We start from the raw sequence: 23,751 nt of genomic DNA, 5'->3' as shown, positions 1-23,751 counted from the left end.
AGCGTTAAGAATGTTCCCGGCCATTATAACAGCCGGGATTTCATTACCAACCTCAATTAGTTGGCCAGCACCACATAATGAGAAAACTCTTTTTCGCAGTATTTGCATTTGAGTGCGATGTCATTGGCGCGCTTTTTCACTGCGAAACTGGAGGAAACCGGCTCAGCATGACTGATGCAGTTGCTGTTCGGGCAGACCAGCACGCTTTCGATGCGATCCGGCAGGCTTGGGCGGGATTTGCCCACCACGTCGTAATCGTCGATGCGGTTAACCGTGGCGTCCGGCGCGTACAGCGACAGCTGGTTAACCTGCTCGTCGGTCAGGAAAGTGTTCTCGATCTTGATCAGGTCTTTGCGGCCCATCTCGCCCGACGGCAGGTTCAGGCCGATGGTGATGCGCTGGTCGGTTTCGGTCAGTTTGAACAGCGTCAGCAGCTTAAAGCCCACCTGCGCAGGGATATGGTCAATCACGGTGCCACGCTTGATGGCTTCAACCTGGAGTTTGTTATCGTGTGTCATGGTCGTCTCCCCTTACAGAGCTAATTCGTGATTCAGAACCAGTGCCAGTAACGCCTGGCGAGCGAAGATGCCGTTCCCGGCCTGCTGGAAGTACCAGGCGTGCGGCGTTTTATCCACGTCTGTGGTGATCTCATCGATGCGCGGCAGCGGATGCAGCACCTTCATATTGTCGCGCGCGCCTTCCAGGTCGCTGGCGCGCAGCACGAACTGCGCCTTCACGTTGGCGTATTCGGACGGGTCCAGACGCTCTTTCTGCACGCGGGTCATGTAGAGAATATCCACGTTGCCTATCACCTCTTCGATGCTGGCATGCAGGCTCCACGCAATGCCTTTTTCGTCCAGCATATCGAGAATGTACTGCGGCATCGCCAGCGCGTCCGGCGCGATGAAGAAGAAGCGGTTGCCGTTAAATTTCGCCAGCGCCTGGGTCAGGGAGTGGACGGTGCGGCCATACTTCAGGTCGCCGACCATGGCGATGTTCAGGTTCTCAAGCGTGCCCTGCGTCTCCTGAATGGTGAACAGATCCAGCAGGGTCTGCGTCGGGTGCTGGTTGGCACCGTCACCGGCGTTCAGCACCGGAATGCCGCCGGAAAACTCGGTCGCCAGACGCGCCGCGCCCTCCTGCGGGTGGCGCATCACAATCGCGTCGACGTAGGTGCTGATAACCGAAATGGTATCCGCCAGGGTCTCGCCTTTTTTACCCAGCGACGTGTTGCTGCTGTCTGAGAAGCCCACCACGCTCGCGCCCAGACGGTGCATGGAGGTTTCGAAGGAGAGGCGCGTGCGGGTCGAGGCTTCGAAGAAGCAGCTCGCAATCACCTTGTGCTTCAACAGCTCCGGTTGCGGATTGGCCTTCAGTTTTGCCGCGGTTTCCAGAACCAGTTCCAGCTCTTCGCGGCTGAGGTCGTTTATGGAAATGATGTGTTTTTGATAAAGCGGATTCATGTTTATCTCCTGACGCCGGGCAAAAAAAAGCCCCTCAAATGAGGGGCTCTGGGAATAGGTTTAGCAACGGGAAGAAAAACGGCAGGCCAGCGTCTGATTTCAGACGCGGTAAGACGTTGTGTCGTACACGCTTGACCATGCTTCCTCCCGGCAAATTGTCGGGCATTATACGCAGCTCGCTTTTGGGATCAAGCGATTTAATGCACGCTTTACTCAATGCAAACGGTTCTTTATGAATATTAATGCGTTCTGAGTAAATAATTAATTTGCTTATGCACCAGCGCGGTGCGCTTCACTATGCGGGGCGCGACCCAGACAATACTGCTTCCGGCCACCACGCCTAAAATTTCCGGTAACTGGTGATAATCCAGAATACGCGCCACCGCGCGGCCATATCCGGCGACGGTATGGATAAGGATAAATTCGCTGTTGTGCTCCACGCTCACCACCATTTCAGAGACGGTACGCGCCGCATCGGGGGCCGGGCGCAGCTGGGGATTCAGCGAATAAATCTTTAGCCCTTTGGCATTGCGAATTTTTATGACACCAAGCAACTTGAGCAGACGTGAAACGGTGGACTGGCTGATGGTCTCAAAACCCCGCTCCTGTAAGTCGCGGCGGATCTCTTCCTGGGAGAGATAGCTCTTTTCCGCGATCAGACGCTGGCAGACCGTTAGCTGTAGTTGCTCTTTGGGAGAGTACTCTTCGTAATCCATCATAGTTCCCATATCAGTTCCCGAAATAACCGGTGGCACCGCACCGATCCGTAGGCCGGATAAGCGCAGCGCCATCCGGCAAATCACAACAAAGCGCCCAGGCTTAACGCCACCATAATCACCACCGTTAAAATCCCCAGCAGCGGCGCGACCCATTTCAGATAACGCACGTAGGGCACGCGGGCGATAGCCAGCCCGCCCATCACGACGGCAGAGGTGGGAGTGATCAGGTTAACGATGCCGGACGCCGACTGGTAAGCCGTAACCACCAGGTCGCGGTTGACGTTAGCGAAATCGGCAAGGGGCGCCATGATCGGCATCGTCAGAACGGCCAGGCCGGACGAAGAAGGCACAAGAAACGACAGCACCACTTCCAGCCAGTACATCACGTTGATGAACGCCACCGTCGACAATCCGGTGACCATTCCCTCGGCGCTGTGCAAAATGGTGTGGGTAATCATGCCCTTATCCATGATCACTACGATACCGCGCGCGATGCCGATAATCAGCGCGACGCCCAGCAAATCTCGCGCGCCGTTGATAAAGGTTGAGGTCAGCTCCTCTTCGCTCATGCGGGCGATCAGCCCGACGATAATGGCGCTGGCGAGGAACACCGCCGAGATCTCCGCCATCCACCAGCCCAGCACCGCCACGCCGTAGATCATCACCGCAAAGGCGAGGGCGAAGATCACCAGGATGAGTTTGCGCACCGGGGTAAACTCCAGCGACTGCTCGCCCTTGTTGCCGAGGAAGTGGGCGCGGTTCTCTTCCTGCTTATCCGCCACGATCGACAGCGACGGATCCTTGCGCACCTTACGGGCGTAACGCATTACCCACGCCACGCAGATGATCCAGCCGATCACCAGCAGCGCGATGCGCAACATGATGCCGTTGGTGAAGGGGATCCCGGCGGCGTTGGCGGCGATCACCGTGGCGAACGGGTTGATGGTGGAGCCGAGGGTGCCGATCCCCGCGCCGAGCAACACGGTAGAGGCCGCAACCACCGGATCGAACCGCGCCGCCAGCATCACCGGCACCAGTAAGGTATAGAAGGGCAGCGACTCTTCTGCCATGCCGTAAATCGTTCCGCCCGCGGCAAACAGCGCCATCAGGATCGGGATCATCCACTCTTCGCGTCCGCGCAGCCGGGTAGTCACACGCTCGATCCCGGCGTCAATCGCCCCGGTTTTGGTGACGATCCCGAGGAATCCCCCGATGATCAGAATAAACAGCGCCACGTCGATGGCTCCGGCCTGGCCGGATTCCGGATCGTACAGCCCGGCAATCGGCGCCATCAGCACGGAGACCAGACCTTGCGGGTGCGCTGCCACGTGCGCGTAGGTGCCAGCAACCGGCACTTCTTTACCGAGCGCCTCGTTCATTGCCATATGGTACTGCCCGGCCGGAACAATCCACGTCAGCACGGCAACCACGGCAATCAGAAAAAAGAGAATGGTGTAAGCGGAGGGAAACTTGAACTTGCCCATGATGTTCTCCTGAACCCGGCGCACCCCGCGGCGCGTCGGGCGGTGATTAGTCGCCGAGTGTCGCCACCATGACCGCTTTAATGGTGTGCATGCGGTTCTCTGCTTCGTCGAAAACGATGGAGTTCGGGGATTCAAAGACCTCCTCCGTCACTTCCAGCCCCTTCAGCCCGTACGCCATCTCGATTTCGCGGCCCACTTTGGTGTGCTCGTTGTGGAATGCCGGCAGGCAGTGCATGAACTTGACGTTCGGGTTACCGGTGGCCTTCATCACGTCCGCGTTAATCTGATATGGCTTCATCAGGCTGACGCGCTCGGCCCAGGCTTCCTTCGGCTCGCCCATGGAGACCCACACGTCGGTGTAGAGGAAATCGGTCCCCTGCACGCCTTCTTCCACGTCGTCGGTGAGGGTGATGCGCGCGCCCGTCTCTTTCGCAATGGCGCGGCACTGCTCAACCAGGCCTGCCTCCGGCCAGAAGGATTTCGGCGCCACGAGGCGGATATCCATCCCCATCTTGGCCGCACCGACCATCAGCGAGTTGCCCATGTTGTTGCGCGCGTCGCCGAGATAGGCAAAGCTCAGCTCCGGCAGGGTTTTGCCCGGGGAGTGTTCCAGCATGGTCATCAGATCGGCGAGAATTTGCGTTGGGTGGAACTCGTCGGTCAGGCCGTTCCACACCGGCACCCCCGCGTACTCGCCCAGCTCTTCAACGATGGCCTGGCCGTAGCCGCGATATTCGATGCCGTCATACATGCGGCCCAGCACGCGGGCGGTGTCTTTCATCGACTCTTTATGGCCAATCTGCGATCCGCTTGGGCCGAGATAGGTCACCTGCGCGCCCTGGTCGAACGCGCCCACTTCGAAGGCGCAGCGGGTGCGGGTGGAGGTTTTTTCAAAGATCAGGGCGATGTTTTTCCCGACCAGGGTTTGCTTCTCGCGCCCGGCTTTTTTGGCGGCCTTGAGCTCGATGGCGAGGTCGATCAGGTACTGGATCTCCGCCGGGGTGTAGTCCAGCAGTTTCAGGAAGTTGCGGTTTTTCAGGTTAATGGTCATGGGGAAATCCTTTTTAAAATTTGTGCTGTCTGATGCCCTCACCCCGGCCCTCTCCCTGTGGGAGAGGGTTAGGGTGAGGGGAAAACGACTCAGTTACGAATCAACGTGCCTTTCTCGCCCGCCAGGATCTCCGCGCCGTCATTCAGCGCGCCGATCCCGGCAATGCCGCCGCAGGCCTCAACAAACTCGCGGCAGGCGGCTACTTTCGGCCCCATCGATCCGGCGTCGAACTGCATGCCTCTGAGCAGCTCCGGCGTCACCTGCGCCAGCGGACGCTGGGTTGGCTTGCCCCAGTCGAGGTACACCGCGTCGGCATCGGTGAGGATCAGCAGGGCGTCGGCCTCGATCTGGCGCGCCAGCAGGGCGGCGGAGAGGTCTTTGTCGATCACCGCCTCAATGCCGCGATAGCCGTTGGCGTTTTCCACCACCGGCACGCCGCCGCCGCCGTTGCAGATCACCAGATGGTCGCGCTGGATCAGCGCCGTGATGGCGTCGCTCTCGACAATGCGCTTCGGCTGCGGAGAGGGCACCACGCGGCGGAAGTAGCTGCCGTCGGCCTTAAACACCCAGCCTTTCTCCGCGGCCAGCGTTTTGGCCTGGGCTTCGCGGTACACCGGGCCGATGTACTTGGTCGGGTTACTGAAGGCCGGGTCGGCGGCGTCCACTTCCACCTGCGTGAGCAGGACGCTGACCTCGCGCTGGGGCAGATTGTTTTTCAGCGCCTGCTGGAGCATGTAGCCGATCATTCCCTGGCTTTCGGCGCCGAGAACGTCCAGCGGGTAGGGCGTGACTTTGTCGTAGGCGCTGTTTTGCAGCGCCAGCAGTCCGACCTGCGGGCCGTTGCCGTGCACCAGCACCACGCGCCACTGCTCCGTTAAGCCGGCGATGGTGCGGGCGGCCTGCTCGATGTTCTGGCGCTGGATGTCCGCTTCAAGCGGTTCGCCGCGCTTGAGCAGCGCGTTGCCGCCAAGGGCCACAACCAGAGTGGGTTTTCGTTCCATGATGGCTCCTTTAAATTCCGTCGCGTTCCAGCGGGCAGCTCATGCAGCGCGCGCCGCCGCGACCGCGTCCCAGCTCGTCGCCCGGGATCGGCAGCACGGTGATGCCCGCTTTGTCGTACTTCTCGTTGGTCCAGACGTTGCGCTCGTAGCCGATCACCACGCCCGGGCGGATGGTCAGGACGTTGTTAGCGTCGTTCCACTGCTCGCGTTCGGCTTCAAAGGCATCGCCGCCGGTGGTGATCAGGCGGACCTGGTTAATGCCGAGCGCTTTCTCAATGGCGTGCAGCAGGTCGGTTTCCTGGGTGCGCAGCAGGCCGCCGCGGCCGTCCGGGGTGAGCGTCCAGCACTGGGCGTCTTTGCGCACCACTTCCGGGTAGACGGAGAAGGTATCCACGTCGATGTGGGTCATGACGGTGTCGAGGTGCATGCAGGAGCGGTGTTTTGGCAGCTCAACGGCAATCACGCGCTCGGCCTGGCGGTGTTTAAACAGGCTGTTAGCGAGGAACTCCACGCCCTGCGGGGTGGTGCGTTCGGACATGCCGATCAGTACCGCCCCGCGACCAATGACTAATACGTCGCCGCCTTCTAAAGTGGCGTGGTCGTAATTAATATTCTCGTCGCCGAAATACTTAATAAACTCGCCGTCGGCAAATGCGGGATGCCAGCGATATATTGCCCGCAGGTTATTCGTTTCACGCTGGCGGGCGGGTTTCGCCATCGGATTAATGGAGACGCCGTTATATATCCAGCAGGAGGTATCGCGGGTAAATAAGTGGTTCGGCAGCGGCTTCATAATAAAATCATTCGCCGTGTGGGTATCGACCACCATATTTTTAATGGCCGCCGGAATTTCACCGTAGGTTAATCCGCCGCTTAACCTGCGCGCCAGTTCGCGGTGCGGCATATCCGCCAGCCAGCCGCGTACGTCGGCGGCGAAGGTTGGCCCCAGGCGATAGTCGGAGATTTGTGTTTCAAGAAGCCAGGCTTTTGCTTCCGCAATATCAAGCGTTTGCGTAAGAAGGTCGGTCAACAGGAGGACTTCCACACCCTGCTCGCGCAGCGTGTTTGCGAAGATGTCATGCTCTTCACCCGCCCGTTCAACCGAGAGCACGTCATCAAATAACAGCTCCTGACAGTTTGAGGGGGTTAACCGTTTCAGACTTAAATTAGGACGGTGCAGCATAACGCTACGCAATTGACCAATTTCAGAACCGACGTAATGCTTTTCCATAATTATTCCTTTAACTTTTTTCAGAATAAAAAGGGCATGCGCCATGTGAGGTGTTTAATTTCATGGCGGCTAAGCTCAATAGACTTCGTGAGTTATAGTAGGCGCTTAAATAATGGTTATTGTGACATTGCTCACGCGAAAACCGATATTGATGAGTTTGTTTTCAATTGCATGATTCGTATCAGATAATGATTAATTTCATATTATTACGGGATGAATAGCTAAGCAGGAACGGGTGGCAATATTTGAGTTTGTTATTATTTTGTAGAATTACACGTTTTGAAATATTTAGTTATATGGTTGATTTTAATAGATAAAATGTTGATTCGGGAATAGCTATGCAATAATGACAGTTAACTATTTTTCACTTAAGATAAATCAATAAATAATTATGGATTTTTAAAGGAAATAACCAAAGTGATAAAGTGTGATATGCCAACAGGTTTTGTGAGTTACGTTTTAAATTCAGTGAGTTAGACCCTATGTGCAAAGTGCATGAAATGAGGTTATGCATAACCACTGCATAAATGCCTGTGTGCAATTAACAGTGGATTAACACATTTCCCGATAAACATGCGCTGACGCAAATCTTGTCAAAAAAGGGCTGGTATGGAAGAAGCAATTCTCGTATAAAACATGAAAATGAAACAATGTTTTAATCTGAGGGTTGTATCATGATTATTGGCAATATTCATCATCTCCAGTCCTGGCTGCCAGAAGAGCTGCGTCAGGCCATTGAGCACGTTAAGGCCCACGTCACCGACGCGACGCCGACCGGCAAGCACGACATCAACGGCAACAGCCTGTTTTATCTGGTTTCGGAGGACATGACCCAGCCGTTCGCCGAGCGTCGTGCTGAATACCATGCACGCTATCTGGATATTCAGATTGTGCTGAAGGGGCAGGAAGGGATGACCTTCAGTACCCTGCCGCACGGTACGCCGGACACCGACTGGCTGGCGGACAAAGACATCGCGTTCCTGCCGGAAGGCGAGCAGGAGAAAACCGTGGTGCTGAGCGAAGGGGATTTTGTGGTGTTCTGGCCGGGCGAAGTGCATAAGCCGCTGTGCGCGGCGGGAGCACCTGCTAAGGTCAGGAAAGTGGTTGTTAAAATGCTGGTGGAGTAATTTTCCCTCACCCTAACCCTCTCCCACGGGGAGAGGGAACTTTTACACCCTCTCCCCGTGGGAGAGGGCCGGGGTGAGGGCACCAGACCGCACCCACGCATAATGTGATCCAGCTTAAATTTCCCGCACTCCCTCTCCATCTCTCATTTACCTGCGCTTTTCCTGCGTCATAGTATGATCGTTAATTTAACGAACACTGTTCTATAATGTAGAACAAAATGATTCAGCAAGGAGATCTCATGCCGCAGTCCGCGTTGTTTACGGGAATCATTCCCCCTGTCTCCACCATTTTTACCGCCGATGGCCAGTTCGATAAGCAGGGCACCGCCGCGCTGATCGACGATCTCATCAAAGCAGGCGTTGACGGCCTGTTCTTCCTGGGCAGCGGCGGCGAGTTCTCCCAGCTCGGCGCCGAAGAGCGTAAAACCATTGCCCAATTTGCGATCGATCATGTCGATCGCCGCGTGCCGGTCCTAATCGGCACCGGCGGCACCAACGCCCGGGAAACCATTGAGCTCAGCCAGCACGCGCAGCAGGCGGGCGCGGACGGCATCGTGGTGATCAACCCCTACTACTGGAAAGTGTCGGAAGCGAACCTGATCCGCTATTTCGAGCAGGTGGCCGACAGCGTCACGCTGCCGGTGATGCTCTATAACTTCCCGGCGCTGACCGGGCAGGATCTGACCCCGGCGCTGGTGAAAACCCTCGCCGACTCGCGCAGCAATATTATCGGCATCAAAGACACCATCGACTCCGTCGCCCACCTGCGCAGCATGATCCACACCGTTAAAGGCGCCCATCCGCACTTCACCGTGCTGTGCGGCTACGACGATCATCTGTTTAATACCCTGCTGCTCGGCGGCGACGGGGCGATTTCGGCCAGCGGCAACTTTGCCCCGCAGGTGTCGGTGAATCTTCTGAAAGCCTGGCGGGATAAAGACGTGGCGAAAGCGGCTGAGTATCATCAGACCCTGCTGCAAATCCCGCAGATGTATCAGCTGGATACGCCGTTTGTGAACGTTATTAAAGAGGCGATTGTGCTCTGCGGTCGTCCGATTTCCACGCACGTCCTGCCGCCAGCCTCGCCGCTGGACGAGCCGCGCAAGGCGCAGCTGAAAACCCTGTTACAACAGCTCAAGCTCTGCTGAGCCGGACGATAACCATGACCATTGAGAAAATTTTTACCCCACAGGACGATGCGTTTTATGCGGTGATCACCCACGCGGCGGGGCCGCAGGGCGCGCTGCCGCTGACCCCGCAGATGCTGATGGAATCCCCCAGCGGCAACCTGTTCGGCATGACGCAGAACGCCGGGATGGGCTGGGATGCCAACAAGCTGACCGGCAAAGAGGTGCTGATTATCGGCACCCAGGGCGGGATCCGCGCCGGGGACGGACGCCCGGTCGCGCTGGGCTACCACACCGGGCACTGGGAGATCGGCATGCAGATGCAGGCGGCGGCGAAGGAGATCACCCGCAACGGCGGGATCCCGTTCGCCGCCTTCGTCAGCGATCCGTGCGACGGGCGCTCTCAGGGCACGCACGGCATGTTCGACTCCCTGCCGTACCGCAACGACGCGGCGATCGTGTTTCGCCGCCTGATCCGCTCCCTGCCGACACGCCGGGCGGTGATCGGCGTGGCAACCTGCGATAAAGGGCTGCCCGCCACCATGATCGCGCTGGCCTCCATGCACGACCTGCCGACCATTCTGGTGCCGGGCGGGGCGACGCTGCCGCCGACCGTGGGGGAAGACGCGGGCAAAGTGCAGACCATCGGCGCGCGCTTCGCCAACCATGAACTCTCCTTGCAGGAGGCCGCCGAGCTCGGCTGTCGCGCCTGCGCGTCGCCGGGCGGCGGCTGCCAGTTCCTCGGCACGGCGGGCACCTCGCAGGTGGTGGCCGAAGCGCTGGGGCTGGCGCTGCCGCACTCCGCGCTGGCGCCGTCCGGGCAGGCGGTGTGGCTGGAGATCGCCCGCCAGTCGGCGCGGGCAGTGAGCGAGCTGGATAACCGTGGCATCACCACGCGCGATATCCTCACCGATAAAGCCATCGAAAACGCCATGGTGATCCACGCGGCGTTCGGCGGCTCGACGAATTTACTGCTGCACATCCCGGCCATCGCCCACGCGGCGGGCTGCACGATCCCGGATGTAGAGCACTGGACGCGCGTCAACCGCAGGGTGCCGCGCCTGGTCAGCGTGCTGCCCAACGGCCCGGACTATCACCCGACCGTGCGCGCCTTCCTCGCGGGCGGCGTGCCGGAGGTGATGCTCCACCTGCGCGATCTCGGTCTGCTGCACCTGGACGCCATGACCGTCACCGGCCAGACGGTGGGCGAGAACCTCGACTGGTGGCAGACGTCCGAACGCCGGGCGCGCTTCCGCCAGTGCCTGCGCGAGCAGGACGGCGTGGATCCGGATGACGTGATCCTGCCGCCTGAGAAGGCAAAAGCGAAAGGGCTGACCTCAACGGTTTGCTTCCCGACGGGCAACATCGCGCCGGAAGGCTCGGTGATCAAGGCCACGGCGATCGACCCGTCGGTCGTCGGTGAAGATGGCGTTTACCGCCACATCGGCCGGGCGCGGGTGTTTGTCTCGGAAGCGCAGGCAATCAAGGCCATCAAGCGGGAAGAGATCAAGCAGGGCGATATCATGGTGGTGATCGGCGGCGGGCCGTCCGGCACCGGCATGGAAGAGACCTACCAGCTTACCTCCGCGCTGAAGCATATCTCGTGGGGCAAGACGGTATCGCTCATCACCGATGCGCGCTTCTCCGGCGTGTCGACGGGGGCCTGCTTCGGCCACGTATCGCCGGAGGCGCTGGCGGGCGGGCCGATTGGCAAGCTGCGCGATAACGACATCATCGAGATTGCCGTCGACCGGCTGACCCTCACGGGCAGCGTGAACTTCATCGGCACCGCGGACAATCCGCTGACGCCGGAGGAGGGCGCGCGCGAGCTGGCAATGCGGCAGACGCACCCGGACCTGCACGCCCACGACTTTTTGCCGGACGACACCCGGCTGTGGGCGGCATTGCAGTCCGTGAGCGGCGGCACCTGGAAAGGCTGTATTTATGACACCGATAAAATTATCGAGGTAATTAACGCCGGTAAAAAAGCGCTCGGCATTTAATTATTTCATTAGATAAAACCGTCTGCGGGAAATATTCCGCGGGCGGCTTTTTATATCTGTAATTTATTAATTTAAACAATAAGTTGCGATATATCGGTGGCGTCACAAAAGCAAAATAACGTAATTCAGAAATAAGATATGACCATTGCTGGTTAATTGAACAGCTCATTACACTCCATTAACACGATGTTGTAATTCAGCACACTACATAAGGGTGTAATTCTGATGACGCAATTAACCATGAAAGACAAAATTGGCTACGGGCTGGGTGACACCGCCTGCGGCTTCGTCTGGCAGGCCACGATGTTCCTGCTGGCCTATTTCTACACCGACGTGTTCGGTCTCTCCGCGGGCATTATGGGGACGCTGTTTTTAGTTTCACGCGTGCTAGACGCCGTGACCGATCCGCTGATGGGGCTGCTGGTAGACCGCACCCGTACCCGCTACGGCCAGTTCCGCCCGTTCCTGCTGTGGGGCGCCATCCCGTTTGGCATCGTCTGCATGCTGACCTTCTACACGCCGGACTTCTCCGCGCAGGGCAAAATCATCTACGCCTGCGCGACCTACATTCTCCTGACCCTGGTTTACACCTTCGTTAACGTCCCGTACTGCGCCATGCCGGGGGTGATCACCGCCGACCCGAAAGAGCGCCACGCCCTTCAGTCCTGGCGTTTCTTCCTCGCCGCCGCGGGGTCGCTCGCCATCAGCGGCATTGCCCTGCCGCTGGTGAGCATCATCGGCAAGGGGAATGAGCAGGTGGGCTATTTCGGCGCCATGTGCGTGCTGGGACTGACCGGCGTGGTGCTGCTCTACGTCTGCTTCTTTACCACCAAAGAGCGTTACACCTTTGAGGTTCAGCCGGGCTCGTCAGTGGCGAAAGACCTTAAGCTGCTGCTGGGCAACGGCCAGTGGCGCATCATGTGCGCGTTCAAGATGATGGCGACCTGCTCCAACGTGGTGCGCGGCGGGGCGACGCTCTACTTCGTGAAATACGTGATGGATCACCCGGAGATGGCGACGCAGTTTTTACTCTACGGCAGCCTCGCCACCATGTTCGGCTCGCTCTGCTCGTCTCGTCTGCTGGGCCGCTTCGACCGCGTCACCGCCTTTAAGTGGATCATCGTCGCTTACTCTCTGATTAGCCTGCTGATCTTCTTCACGCCGGCGGAGCATATTGCCCTGATTTTCGCCCTCAACATCCTGTTCCTGTTCGTCTTTAACACCACCACGCCGCTACAGTGGCTGATGGCCTCTGACGTGGTGGATTACGAGGAGAGCCGCAGCGGACGTCGCCTCGACGGGCTGGTGTTCTCCACCTACCTGTTCAGCCTGAAGATTGGCCTGGCGATTGGCGGGGCGGTGGTGGGCTGGATCCTGGCCTGGGTGAACTACTCCGCCAGCAGCAGCGTGCAGCCGGTAGAGGTGCTGACCACCATCAAAATCCTGTTCTGCGTGGTGCCGGTGGTGCTCTACGCGGGCATGTTCATCATGCTGTCGTTTTATAAGCTCACCGACGCCCGCGTGGAGGCCATCAGCCAGCAGCTGATCAAGCACCGCGCGACGCAGGGCGAGGCCGTTCCCGACGCCGCGACAGCCGCATCCCATTAACCGGAGGCAACATGGAAATCACTAACCCCATTCTGACCGGCTTCAACCCGGACCCGTCCCTCTGCCGCCAGGGCGAGGACTACTACATCGCCACCTCGACCTTCGAGTGGTTCCCCGGCGTGCGCATCTACCACTCTCGCGACCTGAAAAACTGGTCGCTGGTCAGCACGCCGCTGGACCGCGTGTCGATGCTGGACATGAAGGGCAACCCGGACTCCGGCGGCATCTGGGCGCCGTGCCTGAGCTACGCCGATGGCAAATTCTGGCTGCTCTACACCGACGTAAAGATTGTCGACTCGCCGTGGAAAAATGGCCGTAACTTCCTCGTCACTGCGCCGTCCATCGAAGGGCCGTGGAGCGAGCCAATCCCGATGGGCAACGGCGGGTTTGACCCGTCCCTGTTCCACGACGACGATGGCCGCAAGTACTACCTCTACCGTCCGTGGGGGCCGCGCCACCACAGCAACCCGCACAACACCATCGTGTTGCAGGCGTTTGATCCGCAGACCGGCACGCTCTCGCCGGAGCGCAAAACCCTGTTTACCGGCACGCCGCTCTGCTACACCGAAGGCGCGCACCTGTATCGCCACGCGGGATGGTACTACCTGATGGTGGCCGAAGGCGGCACCAGCTACGAGCACGCCGTCGTGGTGCTGCGTTCAAAAACCATCGACGGGCCGTACGAGCTGCACCCGGACGTGACGATGATGACCAGCTGGCACCTGCCGGAGAATCCGCTGCAGAAGAGCGGCCACGGCTCGCTGCTGCAGACCCACACGGGGGAGTGGTACATGGCCTACCTCACCAGCCGCCCGCTGCGTCTGCCCGGCGTGCCGCTGCTGGCCTCCGGCGGGCGCGGCTACTGCCCGCTGGGGCGCGAGACCGGCATCGCCCGCATTGAGTGGCGCGACGGCTGGCCGTACGTGGAAGGCGGCAAACACGCGCAGCTGACCGTGCCCGGCCCGCAGGTGGCGGAGCAGCCCGCAGCCGCTCAGGGTAACTGGCGGGATGATTTCGACGGCAGTACGCTTGACCCGGAGCTACAGACCCTGCGCATTCCGTTCGACGACACCCTCGGCTCGCTCACCGCCCGCCCGGGCTACTTACGGTTGTACGGCAACGACTCGCTCAACTCGACCTTTACCCAGTCGACCGTGGCGCGCCGCTGGCAGCACTTCGCCTTCCGCTCAGAAACACGGATGCAGTTCTCGCCGGTCCACTTCCAGCAGAGCGCGGGGCTGACCTGCTACTACAACAGCAAAAACTGGAGCTACTGCTTTGTGGATTACGAGGAGGGGCAGGGCAGAACGATTAAGGTGATCCAGCTTGACCACAACGTGCCGTCATGGCCGCTGCACGAGCAGCCGATTCCCGTGCCGGAGAGTGCGGAGAGCGTCTGGCTCCGGGTGGATGTGGATAGGCTGGTCTACCGCTACAGCTACTCGTTCGACGGCGAGACGTGGCACACCGTGCCGGTGACGTATGAGGCGTGGAAGCTGTCGGATGACTACATTGGCGGGCGCGGCTTCTTCACCGGCGCGTTTGTGGGGCTGCACTGCGAGGACATCAGCGGCGACGGCTGCCACGCGGACTTCGACTACTTCACCTACGAGCCGGCCTAACGGCTCAGGCCGGGTAGCCCAGAGCGCGTGAGAGCTGGAGCCCAGCCTGCTGAAGCTGCTCGCGGAAATCAGCCAGCTCTGCATCGTCCACGCGCGAGGTCAGGGTCGACAGGCTCAGGGCGGCAATCACGCGGGACTCGTGGTTCAACACTGGGACCGCCACGCAGCGCACGCCCTGCTCGTTCTCTTCGCTATCCAGGGCGTAGCCCTGCTCGCGGGTCTGCGCCAGGGCGCTTATTAGGGCTTCGCGAGAGGAGAGAGTGGCGGGAGTAAAGGTGGTGTACTGATAGCCCTCCAGCAGGGCGTTCAGCTCGGTCTCGCCCAGCCAGGCAATCAACACCTTGCCGATGGCGGTGGCGTGAACCGGCAGGCGGCGGCCGATGCGCGAATAGGCGATGGCGGCCAGCTTGCCTTCAATCTTCTCGATATAGACCCCTTCACGCCCGTCCAGGATCCCCAGATGGGTGGTCTGCCCGGTCCGCTGAGACAGCTCCGTCAGCCAGCCCTTCGCCTTCTGGCGAATATCGATGGAGCCCACGACAAAATGGCCGCGCTCGACCAGCTTCATGCCGAGGCGATATTTGCCGTTCTCCGGGTTCTGATCGATATAGCCGTGAAGCTGCAGAGTTTTCAGCAGCGAGTGGAGGGTACTCTTGCTCAGCCCCATCAGTTTGCTGATGTCGGTGATCTTAAGCTCGGTGGCCTGCTCGTTGAACAGGTCGAGGATCTGCAACGCACGTTCAACAGACTGAATAATCGGCATAATGCTGGCATGTCCACGCTGGAATGAAGGCGAAAACGTACCTTTTTCGGGGTGAAAAATCAATGAAATGGAGCTGGCCTGATTCGCCCGGCGGCGCTTCGCTTGCACGGGCCTACGGGTTGTGTAGGCCGGGTAAGCGCAGCGCCACCCGGCAAAAAGAGCGCGCAGTATCAATATTTTTGCCGGTACGTCGTTTGGCTCAGTTCGGTATAGTCAGGTTTCTTGAAAATTCAACAGCAGAAACTGACTGTACCTTCCATAAGTTGTCTTCTTTAACCATGCAGTCTATGACTATGTGGTCCTGCTTTTTACCGAATGCAATGTATACGTTGACACAGACTGGATCGGTATCCCCGGCTATGGCTGTTACATTCTGCGGCCAGTCATCGCCGATGTATTGCGCTTTTAAAAATATATCGGCCTCGTAAAACTCTTCGTCTGCATAGCGAGGATCCTGCGCGTGACGGAGTTTTTTCATTGTTGATGCTGTGACATATTTATCTATTTCGTTTCCATCAGTAATGGGAAATACGTCTTTGTTGATTTGATTTACGTACCAGCTGTTAAATTTTACAGCACGCTCAATTGGATCAGAAAGGCCAGCCGTTGCATAGAAAGAAAATATTAAGAGAAGCGGTAAGATATTTTTCATATCAATAGTGCCTGTAAAGGGTGATTTTTGGCCGTATCTTCCGATGCGCACCAGGCAATGCGTCAATGACTGCAACATCACCCTCAATAGGGGGGCCATACACTTTACTGAATCCTGCCTTCTCAAGAGAACGCCAGAAGTTTTTTGCATCAGCGCCATCAATCTTCAGTCCTCCGGCGCGGATAGCTGCAGCAACGGCGCGGGGGCAGTAACCGGTATTTTTATGATGTGCGTGGCTGCGGGCATACGACACAGCTTCATGCTTATTCCATGACATAAATAATCATTATTAACGAAATGCAGCAATAAGGAAATATTACGCCGCTAATATACGGTGTTTTGTAATTGATAATGATCTGATATTAACCATTATCTACTCAGTAAATAATGGTCAATAAAAATATAAATATCTATTATGGTTAATGCCTATCTGAGAAAGTGTCAGTAAAATGAATTTTTCTGCCCGACGATAACGCTGTTGTCGTTTTTAGTGTTTTCTCCCTCTCCCCGTGGGAGAGGGCCGGGGTGAGGGCACCAGACCGCAGAGGAGTCAATCATTCCCCAAGCGTCGCCACCATCACCGCCTTAATCGTATGCATCCGGTTTTCCGCCTGGTCGAACACGATGCTCGCCGCCGACTCAAACACCTCGTCCGTCACTTCCATCCCGCCGTGCAGGTCGAACTCTTTCGCCATCTGCTTGCCGAGTGTGGTCTGGTCGTCATGGAACGCCGGCAGACAGTGCAGGAACTTCACGTCTGGGTTGCCGGTGAGCGCCATCATCTGCGCGTTCACCTGATACCCGCGCAGCAGCGCAATCCGCTCCGCCCACTTCTCTTTGGCTTCGCCCATCGACACCCACACGTCGGTATAGATAAAGTCTGCGCCCTTCACGCCCGCCGCCACGTCTTCCGTCAGGGTGATTTTCCCGCCGTGCTTTTCCGCCAGCGCGCTGCACTCCGCCACCAGGCTCTCTTCCGGCCAGCAGGCTTTCGGGGCCACCAGGCGCAGATCCAGCCCGGTCAGCGCCGCCGCTTCCAGCATCGAGTTGCCCATGTTGTTGCGCGCGTCGCCCGCGTAGACCAGAGTCATCTCGTTAAACGCCTTGCCCGGCAGGTGCTCCTGCATGGTCAGCAGGTCCGCCAGCAGCTGGGTCGGGTGGAACTCGTTGGTCAGCCCGTTCCACACCGGCACGCCCGCATACTGCGCCAGCGTTTCGACCACTTCCTGGCCGTGACCGCGATACTGAATGCCGTCGTACATCCGCCCGAGAACCCGCGCGGTGTCCTTAATTGACTCTTTATGCCCAATCTGGCTGCCGCTCGGCCCTAAATACGTGACGCGTGCGCCCTGGTCAAATGCGGCAACTTCGAAAGAGCAACGTGTACGGGTCGAGTCTTTTTCGAAGATGAGCGCGATGTTTTTACCGGTAAGCTTCTGTACTTCCTTGCCATTTTTTTTATCGGCTTTGAGCTGTGCGGCAAGAGTCAGCAGAGAAGTGAACTGTGCAGGGGTAAAGTCGAGCAATTTCAGAAAGTGTTTCTTGTACAAATCAGACATTTTATCCTCACATGGCGAACGCCACTTATTGAATTAAAATTCACTTTATATGTGTAATTATTCATTTGCAACCCCGTTTCACAAATCTTTCCAACAAAGGTGGAGGCAAACCCGTCCGTGTGTGAAAATAGAAGTATCTGCCGCACTTTAAAGAGGATTGAGCCATGGCAAACCCGGAATTACTGGAAGAGCAACGCGAAGAGACGCGTCTGATTATTGAAGAGCTGCTGGAAGACGGTAGCGATCCGGACGCGTTGTACACCATCGAGCACCATTTCTCTGCGGATGATTTCGACGCGCTGGAAAAAATGGCCGTGGAAGCCTTCAAGCTGGGTTACGAAGTGACCGAGCCGGAAGAGCTGGAAGTGGAAGAGGGCGACACCGTCATCTGCTGCGACATCCTGAGCGAAGGCGCGCTGAAGGCGGAGCTGATCGACGCGCAGGTAGAACAGCTGATGAACCTGGCCGAGAAGTTTGACGTGGAATACGACGGCTGGGGAACCTACTTCGAAGATCCGAACGGTGAAGACGGCGAAGAAGGCGACGACGAAGATTACGTCGACGAAGACGACGACGGCGTGCGTCACTAAGCGTTTCAGGCGGTGGCGCGCGCCACCGCTTTTTCAAGGCAGAACCATGGATTACCCGCAGATACTCGCCCCCGTACTCAACTTCCTCCAGTGCCCGACCCCGCAAGCATGGATTGATAAAGCCCGCGACCCGGCGAACCTGCCGCTGCTGCTCACCGACCACATGGTGTGCGAGCTCAAGGCCGCCCAGACCGCGCTGTTACTCGTGCGTAAATACGTCGCCGACGAAAGCGGTGCCGACGCGCTGCTCGACTGGCTCAAACCCTACGAACAGTTCACCTTCCGCGACGGCCCGGAGCCGGACTTCATCGCCCTGCACAGGCAGATTGGCAAAAGCGTGATGCCCAAAACCGACGACCCGTGGGGCCAGGCGCTCATCGACAGCATGGTGCTGCTGATTAAAGAGGAGTTGCACCACTTCTGGCAGGTGCGCGAGGCGATGCTGGCCCGCGACATTCCGTACGTCAAAATCACCGCCAGCCGCTACGCCAAAGGGATGCTGAAAGAAGTGCGCACCCACGAACCGCTGACGCTGATCGACAAGCTTATCTGCGGCGCCTACATCGAGGCCCGCTCCTGCGAACGCTTCGCCGCGCTGGCCCCGTTCCTCGACGACGACCTGCAGAAGTTCTATCTCTCGCTGCTGCGCTCGGAAGCACGCCATTATCAGGACTACCTGACGCTAGCCCGGCAGGTGAGCGACGACGATATCTCACCGCGCATACAGCTTTTTGGCGAAATTGAAGCCACACTTATCTCGACACCGGACAACGAGTTTCGCTTCCACAGCGGCGTGCCGGTGTAAACCGGCATAACTCAAGGATAAGGATGCGAGATGAATAAAACGTGGACCCGTATTGTGATTGTCGTCATTGCGGCTGCCGCCGTGGCGTTCTGGGTGTTTTTCGACAGGCAGCGCGCCCCGGAACGGCAGATGGATAACGCCCTTAACGCGATGCCCGCCTGGCAGGTGATTAAGGAGCAGGAGCCCGCGCTGCATCAGCGCATCCTCGACCAGATGGCCGCCCTGCAAAAAGCGGGCGAGCCGGAGCAGCAGATTATCGACACCATCCAGCCGCAGATCCTGCATTTGCAGATGTCGCGCCTGCAAAACGCCCCGGATGCCAACGTGGTGAACTACATGACCATCAACATGGAGCAGACCGCCGCCATCCAGAAGGTGAGCGACGACGCCTGCTTCCGCTTCCTCTACCCGATGGTGAAGGGCGGCATCAACCCGATGCGCATGCTGGATAAAGACCTGATGGCGCGGCGCATGCAGGCCGACGCCGACATGATGCGCGCGGCCTACGGCAAAAACCGCCACACCGTGACACCGGGAGAACGCGAGGCGGCTGTCGAGGATGTGCGGCCGATTATGAAGGCGCTTGCCGATAAGTACGGCGAGGACATCCAGCTGCTGCAGATGCCGGAGAAGGCAGCGGGCAAAGAGAAGCTCTCCTGCGATATGGTGCAGGAGATGTGGGCCAAGGTGCTGGCGCTGCCGGAGCAGAAGGCGGCGAGGGTGATTCGGCTGGCGGTGTCTGAGCTGGACTGACGGTAGCGCTGGTTTTTTGGGCACTTAGCGCGGGTTTCGCGCGTCGTCGCTTGCATGGCGGCGCGCGACAGGTATAATCCACAACGTTTCCGCATCCCCTTCAGTGCCGAAGTGGCGAAATCGGTAGACGCAGTTGATTCAAAATCAACCGTAGAAATACGTGCCGGTTCGAGTCCGGCCTTCGGCACCATCGGAACATCAATAGACGTCAACGGACGTCTTTTTTTGTGCCTGAAATCCAGTATCCGCAAGGCTTTCCTCGCTTTTTCACTCAACCTAAGTCAACCTGATTCAATCTACATCAACTTACTGATGCGGGTACAGCTGCGGGTATATCGCGGTTCGATAATGTTTGTACCCACACAGAACCCTTGAAAGGATACTCATCATGGCTCTGAGTGATGTGAAGGTTCGTTCGGCTAAGCCTGAAGCAAAAGCCTATAAGCTGACCGACGGTGAAGGCATGGTTTTGCTGGTTCACCCGAATGGCTCAAAATACTGGCGGCTTCGTTATCGCTTTGGCGGCAAAGAGAAGATGCTGGCGTTTGGTAAATACCCCGAAGTGTCATTGGCGGATGCCCGGGCACGCCGGGATGAGGCCCGTAAGCTATTAGCTAACGGCGTCGACCCTAGTGAGAATAAGAAAGCTGTTAAGGTAGAACAAGAGCAGGAAGCGATAACGTTTGAAGTGGTTGCCCGAGAATGGCATGCCAGCAATCAGAAGTGGTCCGCATCGCATAGTGCTCGTGTATTGAAAAGTCTTGAGGATAATCTCTTTGCTGCTATCGGCAAACGCAATATTGCTGACCTGAAGACACGAGATCTGCTTGTGCCCATTAAGGCTGTGGAATCATCCGGACGACTCGAAGTCGCCGCCCGTTTACAGCAGCGTACTACCGCGATTATGCGCTTTGCTGTGCAGAGTGGCTTAATCGATTATAACCCGGCGCAAGAAATTGCCGGTGCGGTTGCTACGGCGAAAAGAAAGCACCGTGCTGCTCTGGAACTTAACCGCATTCCTGAATTGCTTCACCGCATCGATCACTATTCCGGAAGACCATTAACCCGACTGGCTGTCGAACTTACCTTGTTAGTCTTTATCCGCTCAAGCGAACTGCGTTTTGCCCGCTGGTCAGAAGTGGATTTTGATACTGCCATGTGGACAATTCCAGGTGAGCGTGAACCGCTGGAAGGTGTTAAACATTCTCAGCGTGGTTCAAAGATGCGGACTCCCCATCTTGTTCCTTTGTCGCGGCAGGCTCTGGCTATTTTTGAAAAGATCAAAAGCATGAATGGGAATCGAGAGCTGATCTTTGTGGGCGATCACGATCCGCGTAAGCCGATGAGTGAGAATACGGTTAACAAGGCTCTGCGAGTGATGGGCTATGACACGAAAACGGAGGTCTGTGGGCATGGATTCAGGACGATGGCCTGTAGCTCATTGATTGAATCGGGTTTGTGGTCGAGGGATGCTGTAGAAAGGCAGATGAGCCATCAGGAGCGTAGCTCTGTTAGGGCTGCCTACATCCATAAAGCGGAACATCTGGGGGAGCGCAGGTTGATGTTGCAGTGGTGGGCGGATTATCTGGATGCGAATCGGGAAATAGGGGTAAGTCCGTTTGATTTTGGAAAGTAACACCTAAATATTTTTCTATCATGAATTCGCAAGATAAATGAGAATAATCATGAGGTTAGTGAGCCCATGATGCATAGCGGCAATGACATCGTGAAAAAGTAGTACGACGCTACTATTGCATAAATTCTCTGTAACCTGTTATAGTCTTCTCACTGACCTAGTACGACGCTACTACCTAGGTAAGAGAGGGAGTAAATAGCAGTTGCCGCTGCTATTTACCCGAAACATTCTGATTAAAACCGCTCTGAGAGGCTCTAACAAAATGAACGAGAAAAAATATCAATCCCTGCGTAAAAAGTCAATAAGTAAGGGGGGGAATATGGCTTGTATTGTTATGCTGGTACAGGCGCTCTCCTTTTCCTCATTGCAGATGGATTTAGATGTACGTGTTGGGGATGTGAATTGGAAACACTCGATTGTGCTTAAAACTACTGGAGGAAAGGGAGAGTAATCTCCCTAACTTACTTATGCATAAAATTGTTACATTAGAGAGTGTTGCTGAGATCCGCTTAGGGATGCCCTTTAAATCGGCGATACAAGATGCTGGTGAGCAAGGCTCCTGTTATCTTATCCAGACGAAAGATATTGGACTTGACGGCATTTTAGATCTAGGTGCTTTAACCTCTGTTATCCCAGAGGGTAATCCTGAGAAGCATTATCTTTTCCCTAATGATATTTTATTACGTCTGCGGGGGCCTGTGTTTTCTGCTGGGATTATCGAAGGAAATTTAGGCAAACCAATCATTACGTCCAATCAGTTAGCAGTAATTAGATGTAATGATAATCTAATACTGCCACATTATTTACATTGGTATATAAACTCTACTTCTGGAAGTAAACATATTCGCAGTTTGAGTGAAGGTACTAGTATTAGTAAAATTAATTCAAAAACAGTTTCTAAAATGACTGTTAAACTTCCAAATTTGGGGGTTCAAGAAAAGATTGGTTCTATTAATAGAAACTGGAATAAACAAAAAACAGTTTATAATTCACTAATACAAAATGGTGATATGCTCTTTGATGGTATATGTGAAAGTATCATTAATAGCGAGGAGTTAGAAAATGAGTGAGATGAAGGCGCTTCATGAATCACTTTTACTTGCTTGTGATTTGTTTAGAGGGAAAGTTGACTCATCTTCTTATAAAGATTATATATTTTCAATGTTATTGCTGAAATATATTTCTGATGTTAAGGCTGATTATGAATATGATTTAATTAATGAAGAATATTCTGGGTTGTTAGAGATTGTTTCTCGAGTACCAGAGGTTGCGAGTTTTTATAAAATATATCATGAGGCTAAGAATCATGGTGATTATATTGGCGAGAGGATTGACGACTCGCTGAAGTTAATTGATCAGGCTATTGATTCTGTCTGTCAAAGTAGAGGTGGTTATTTATTCGAGTCTATACAATTTGCGACGGTTAATTTTGGTGCAAGATCAGCGAGAGATCGAATGCTTGTTGATTTACTCGCTATTTTTGCACGTCCTGAAATGAATTTTGGTTATATTCAAGGTGGTAATGAAAAGATAAAAGTAGCATGTAGATATCTTTTTGAAAAGATTGCATCTGACTCGGCGATGAGGGGTGGAGATTTTTATACTCCAGAAGGTATTTCGTTACTATTTGCAGAGTTATTGCAGCCTAAGGATGGAGATAGTATTTGTGATCCTACTTGTGGATCTGGTTCTCTTTTAATTACCCTAGGGGAAAAAATAAAAAAATCCTTTAAAAGCAATAACTATACCTTGTTTGGTCAAGAGGCTAATAGATCCAGTTGGGCCTTGGCTAAAATGAATATGATTATCCATAACGAAATTAATAGTCGGATAGAATGGGGGGATGTAATATCTAACCCTCAGCTTCTGGATACAGATAATAGATTGATACAGTTTGATGTAGTTGCTTCTAACCCTCCATTCAATATTATCGGTTGGAATCATGATGATTTAATACATAATGATTATGGTCGTTTTAATTTAGGTTTTCCACCTCAGTCTAAGGGTGATTATGCCTTTATTTTGCACATGATTTCAACACTTAAAAGTGCAACTGGTAGAATGGCCATACTGGTATCTCACGGGGTATTGTTCCGTGGAGGTCAAGAGGAGAGTATAAGGAAAAATTTAGTTAGTGAAGGGTTGTTAGATGCGGTAATAGGTCTACCAGATAGGTTGCTTCTTGGGACAGGGATATCATGCGCCATTTTGATCTTCAGGAGAGATAAAAAACATTCTAATGTTGTGTTCATCGACGCATCTGATTTGGCTAAACCCGTAAAGGGGCGCAATTTAATAACAAATGAAATCATTGAGAAGGTATCAGAATGCTACTTTGAAAGAAGTAGTATCAGTAATTTTTCACATGTTGCTTCTTTTGATGAAATACAAGAAAATGATTTTAATTTAAATATATCTCGGTATGTTAAGAAGCATGAGGAGCAGGCTTTTGTTGATCTTGAGAGCTTACGTCAACAGCGTGAGGAACTACTATCAACATTGCATGAATTAGAAAGAGAAATGAAAGATTTTATTGATAATTGATGGAGATGGTTGA

Annotated in this window: 24 protein-coding genes, 1 tRNA gene and 1 pseudogene; 14 read left to right on the top strand and 12 right to left on the bottom strand. The window is 55.5% G+C overall.

Features of this window, described 5'->3' with window-relative positions; genetic code table 11:
- Positions 1 to 56: 56 nt before the first annotated feature.
- The 3 genes from pyrI to AM329_RS14720 are packed head-to-tail and all read right to left on the bottom strand — an operon-like array spanning position 57 to position 1,602.
- Positions 57 to 518: an aspartate carbamoyltransferase regulatory subunit gene (gene pyrI / locus AM329_RS14730; protein WP_003863370.1), complete on the bottom strand. Its 462-nt coding sequence runs from the start codon at positions 516 to 518 to the stop codon at positions 57 to 59.
- 12 nt (positions 519 to 530) lie between these two features.
- Positions 531 to 1,463, bottom strand: a complete 933-nt coding sequence (pyrB, locus tag AM329_RS14725) for an aspartate carbamoyltransferase (protein ID WP_032608384.1) — start codon at positions 1,461 to 1,463, stop codon at positions 531 to 533.
- Between the two features lie 34 nt (positions 1,464 to 1,497).
- A complete protein-coding gene (locus AM329_RS14720) occupies positions 1,498 to 1,602 on the bottom strand; it encodes a pyrBI operon leader peptide (RefSeq protein ID WP_022646880.1) in 105 nt (34 codons plus the stop codon).
- Between AM329_RS14720 and AM329_RS25575 the strand changes: the two are divergent.
- A pseudogene (locus AM329_RS25575) lies at positions 1,582 to 1,699 on the top strand (hypothetical protein). The gene AM329_RS14720 and the pseudogene AM329_RS25575 overlap by 21 nt on opposite strands.
- Positions 1,700 to 1,702: 3 nt before the next feature.
- Here the strand turns inward: AM329_RS25575 and AM329_RS14715 are convergent.
- From AM329_RS14715 to arcA, 5 genes are all read right to left on the bottom strand, one after another.
- Positions 1,703 to 2,182, bottom strand: coding sequence for an arginine repressor (locus AM329_RS14715; protein WP_032608385.1), 480 nt, complete (start codon positions 2,180 to 2,182; stop codon positions 1,703 to 1,705).
- Positions 2,183 to 2,262: 80 nt separating this feature from the next.
- Entirely contained in the window at positions 2,263 to 3,666 is a 1,404-nt protein-coding gene (locus AM329_RS14710; RefSeq protein ID WP_003863365.1) for a YfcC family protein, read from the bottom strand.
- Between the two features lie 46 nt (positions 3,667 to 3,712).
- On the bottom strand, positions 3,713 to 4,717 hold the full coding sequence (gene argF, locus AM329_RS14705) for an ornithine carbamoyltransferase (protein WP_003863360.1): 1,005 nt from the start codon (positions 4,715 to 4,717) through the stop codon (positions 3,713 to 3,715).
- Positions 4,718 to 4,806: 89 nt separating this feature from the next.
- On the bottom strand, positions 4,807 to 5,718 hold the full coding sequence (arcC, locus tag AM329_RS14700) for a carbamate kinase (RefSeq protein ID WP_032608386.1): 912 nt from the start codon (positions 5,716 to 5,718) through the stop codon (positions 4,807 to 4,809).
- A 10-nt stretch (positions 5,719 to 5,728) separates the two neighbouring features.
- Complete coding sequence (arcA, locus tag AM329_RS14695) at positions 5,729 to 6,949, bottom strand: arginine deiminase (RefSeq protein ID WP_023305333.1); 1,221 nt, start codon at positions 6,947 to 6,949, stop codon at positions 5,729 to 5,731.
- A 674-nt stretch (positions 6,950 to 7,623) separates the two neighbouring features.
- On the opposite strand from arcA, the gene AM329_RS14690 reads away from it, so the two are divergent.
- The 5 genes from AM329_RS14690 to AM329_RS14670 all read left to right on the top strand — a co-directional run bounded on the left by AM329_RS14690 (position 7,624) and on the right by AM329_RS14670 (position 14,436).
- Positions 7,624 to 8,076, top strand: a complete 453-nt coding sequence (locus tag AM329_RS14690) for a YhcH/YjgK/YiaL family protein (RefSeq protein WP_003862921.1) — start codon at positions 7,624 to 7,626, stop codon at positions 8,074 to 8,076.
- Between the two features lie 239 nt (positions 8,077 to 8,315).
- The gene (gene yagE / locus AM329_RS14685) at positions 8,316 to 9,224 is read left to right on the top strand and encodes a 2-keto-3-deoxygluconate aldolase (RefSeq protein ID WP_003862923.1); all 909 of its coding nucleotides are present in this window, start codon (positions 8,316 to 8,318) and stop codon (positions 9,222 to 9,224) included.
- Positions 9,225 to 9,238: 14 nt separating this feature from the next.
- Entirely contained in the window at positions 9,239 to 11,206 is a 1,968-nt protein-coding gene (gene yagF, locus AM329_RS14680) for a xylonate dehydratase YagF (RefSeq protein ID WP_032608387.1), read from the top strand.
- A gap of 225 nt (positions 11,207 to 11,431) precedes the next feature.
- On the top strand, positions 11,432 to 12,814 hold the full coding sequence (locus tag AM329_RS14675; RefSeq protein WP_032608390.1) for an MFS transporter: 1,383 nt from the start codon (positions 11,432 to 11,434) through the stop codon (positions 12,812 to 12,814).
- 11 nt (positions 12,815 to 12,825) lie between these two features.
- Positions 12,826 to 14,436, top strand: coding sequence for a glycoside hydrolase family 43 protein (locus AM329_RS14670; protein WP_032608391.1), 1,611 nt, complete (start codon positions 12,826 to 12,828; stop codon positions 14,434 to 14,436).
- Positions 14,437 to 14,440: 4 nt separating this feature from the next.
- Here AM329_RS14670 and xynR read toward each other — a convergent pair whose 3' ends face one another.
- From xynR to AM329_RS26135, 4 genes are all read right to left on the bottom strand, one after another.
- A complete protein-coding gene (xynR, locus tag AM329_RS14665; protein ID WP_032610166.1) occupies positions 14,441 to 15,199 on the bottom strand; it encodes a DNA-binding transcriptional repressor XynR in 759 nt (252 codons plus the stop codon).
- Positions 15,200 to 15,398: 199 nt separating this feature from the next.
- Positions 15,399 to 16,010: a DUF3828 domain-containing protein gene (locus AM329_RS14660; RefSeq protein ID WP_223831780.1), complete on the bottom strand. Its 612-nt coding sequence runs from the start codon at positions 16,008 to 16,010 to the stop codon at positions 15,399 to 15,401.
- Positions 16,011 to 16,405: 395 nt separating this feature from the next.
- A complete protein-coding gene (gene argF, locus AM329_RS14650) occupies positions 16,406 to 17,410 on the bottom strand; it encodes an ornithine carbamoyltransferase (RefSeq protein WP_010427327.1) in 1,005 nt (334 codons plus the stop codon).
- On the bottom strand, positions 17,380 to 17,475 hold the full coding sequence (locus tag AM329_RS26135; RefSeq protein ID WP_213014347.1) for a hypothetical protein: 96 nt from the start codon (positions 17,473 to 17,475) through the stop codon (positions 17,380 to 17,382). Before AM329_RS26135 ends, argF (AM329_RS14650) begins: the two co-directional genes overlap by 31 nt.
- Before the next feature lie 99 nt (positions 17,476 to 17,574).
- Between AM329_RS26135 and rraB the strand changes: the two genes are divergently transcribed.
- The 8 genes from rraB to AM329_RS14605 all read left to right on the top strand — a co-directional run bounded on the left by rraB (position 17,575) and on the right by AM329_RS14605 (position 23,738).
- Positions 17,575 to 18,000: a ribonuclease E inhibitor RraB gene (gene rraB, locus AM329_RS14645; protein WP_008501374.1), complete on the top strand. Its 426-nt coding sequence runs from the start codon at positions 17,575 to 17,577 to the stop codon at positions 17,998 to 18,000.
- Between the two features lie 46 nt (positions 18,001 to 18,046).
- A complete protein-coding gene (gene miaE / locus AM329_RS14640) occupies positions 18,047 to 18,805 on the top strand; it encodes a tRNA isopentenyl-2-thiomethyl-A-37 hydroxylase MiaE (protein WP_032608394.1) in 759 nt (252 codons plus the stop codon).
- 30 nt (positions 18,806 to 18,835) lie between these two features.
- Positions 18,836 to 19,558 carry a hypothetical protein gene (locus AM329_RS14635; RefSeq protein ID WP_032608395.1) on the top strand — a complete coding sequence of 241 codons (723 nt, stop codon included), beginning with the start codon at positions 18,836 to 18,838 and terminating at the stop codon, positions 19,556 to 19,558.
- Between the two features lie 105 nt (positions 19,559 to 19,663).
- A tRNA-Leu gene (locus AM329_RS14630) sits at positions 19,664 to 19,748 on the top strand.
- 198 nt (positions 19,749 to 19,946) lie between these two features.
- Positions 19,947 to 21,194, top strand: coding sequence for an integrase arm-type DNA-binding domain-containing protein (locus AM329_RS14620; RefSeq protein ID WP_032608396.1), 1,248 nt, complete (start codon positions 19,947 to 19,949; stop codon positions 21,192 to 21,194).
- A 262-nt stretch (positions 21,195 to 21,456) separates the two neighbouring features.
- Positions 21,457 to 21,645: a hypothetical protein gene (locus tag AM329_RS14615; RefSeq protein ID WP_032608397.1), complete on the top strand. Its 189-nt coding sequence runs from the start codon at positions 21,457 to 21,459 to the stop codon at positions 21,643 to 21,645.
- 16 nt (positions 21,646 to 21,661) lie between these two features.
- Complete coding sequence (locus AM329_RS14610) at positions 21,662 to 22,264, top strand: restriction endonuclease subunit S (RefSeq protein WP_020456332.1); 603 nt, start codon at positions 21,662 to 21,664, stop codon at positions 22,262 to 22,264.
- Positions 22,257 to 23,738 carry an N-6 DNA methylase gene (locus tag AM329_RS14605; protein ID WP_032608399.1) on the top strand — a complete coding sequence of 494 codons (1,482 nt, stop codon included), beginning with the start codon at positions 22,257 to 22,259 and terminating at the stop codon, positions 23,736 to 23,738. The genes AM329_RS14610 and AM329_RS14605 overlap by 8 nt, the downstream gene beginning before the upstream one ends.
- Positions 23,739 to 23,751 lie beyond the last annotated feature (13 nt).

Origin of the sequence: Enterobacter cloacae complex sp. AR_0002, assembly GCF_001922365.1 — a bacterium.
Classification (GTDB): Bacteria; Pseudomonadota; Gammaproteobacteria; order Enterobacterales; family Enterobacteriaceae; genus Enterobacter; species Enterobacter hormaechei_C.
Note: the sequence above shows the minus strand (reverse complement) of the source record. Positions and strands in the feature narration are given on the sequence as shown.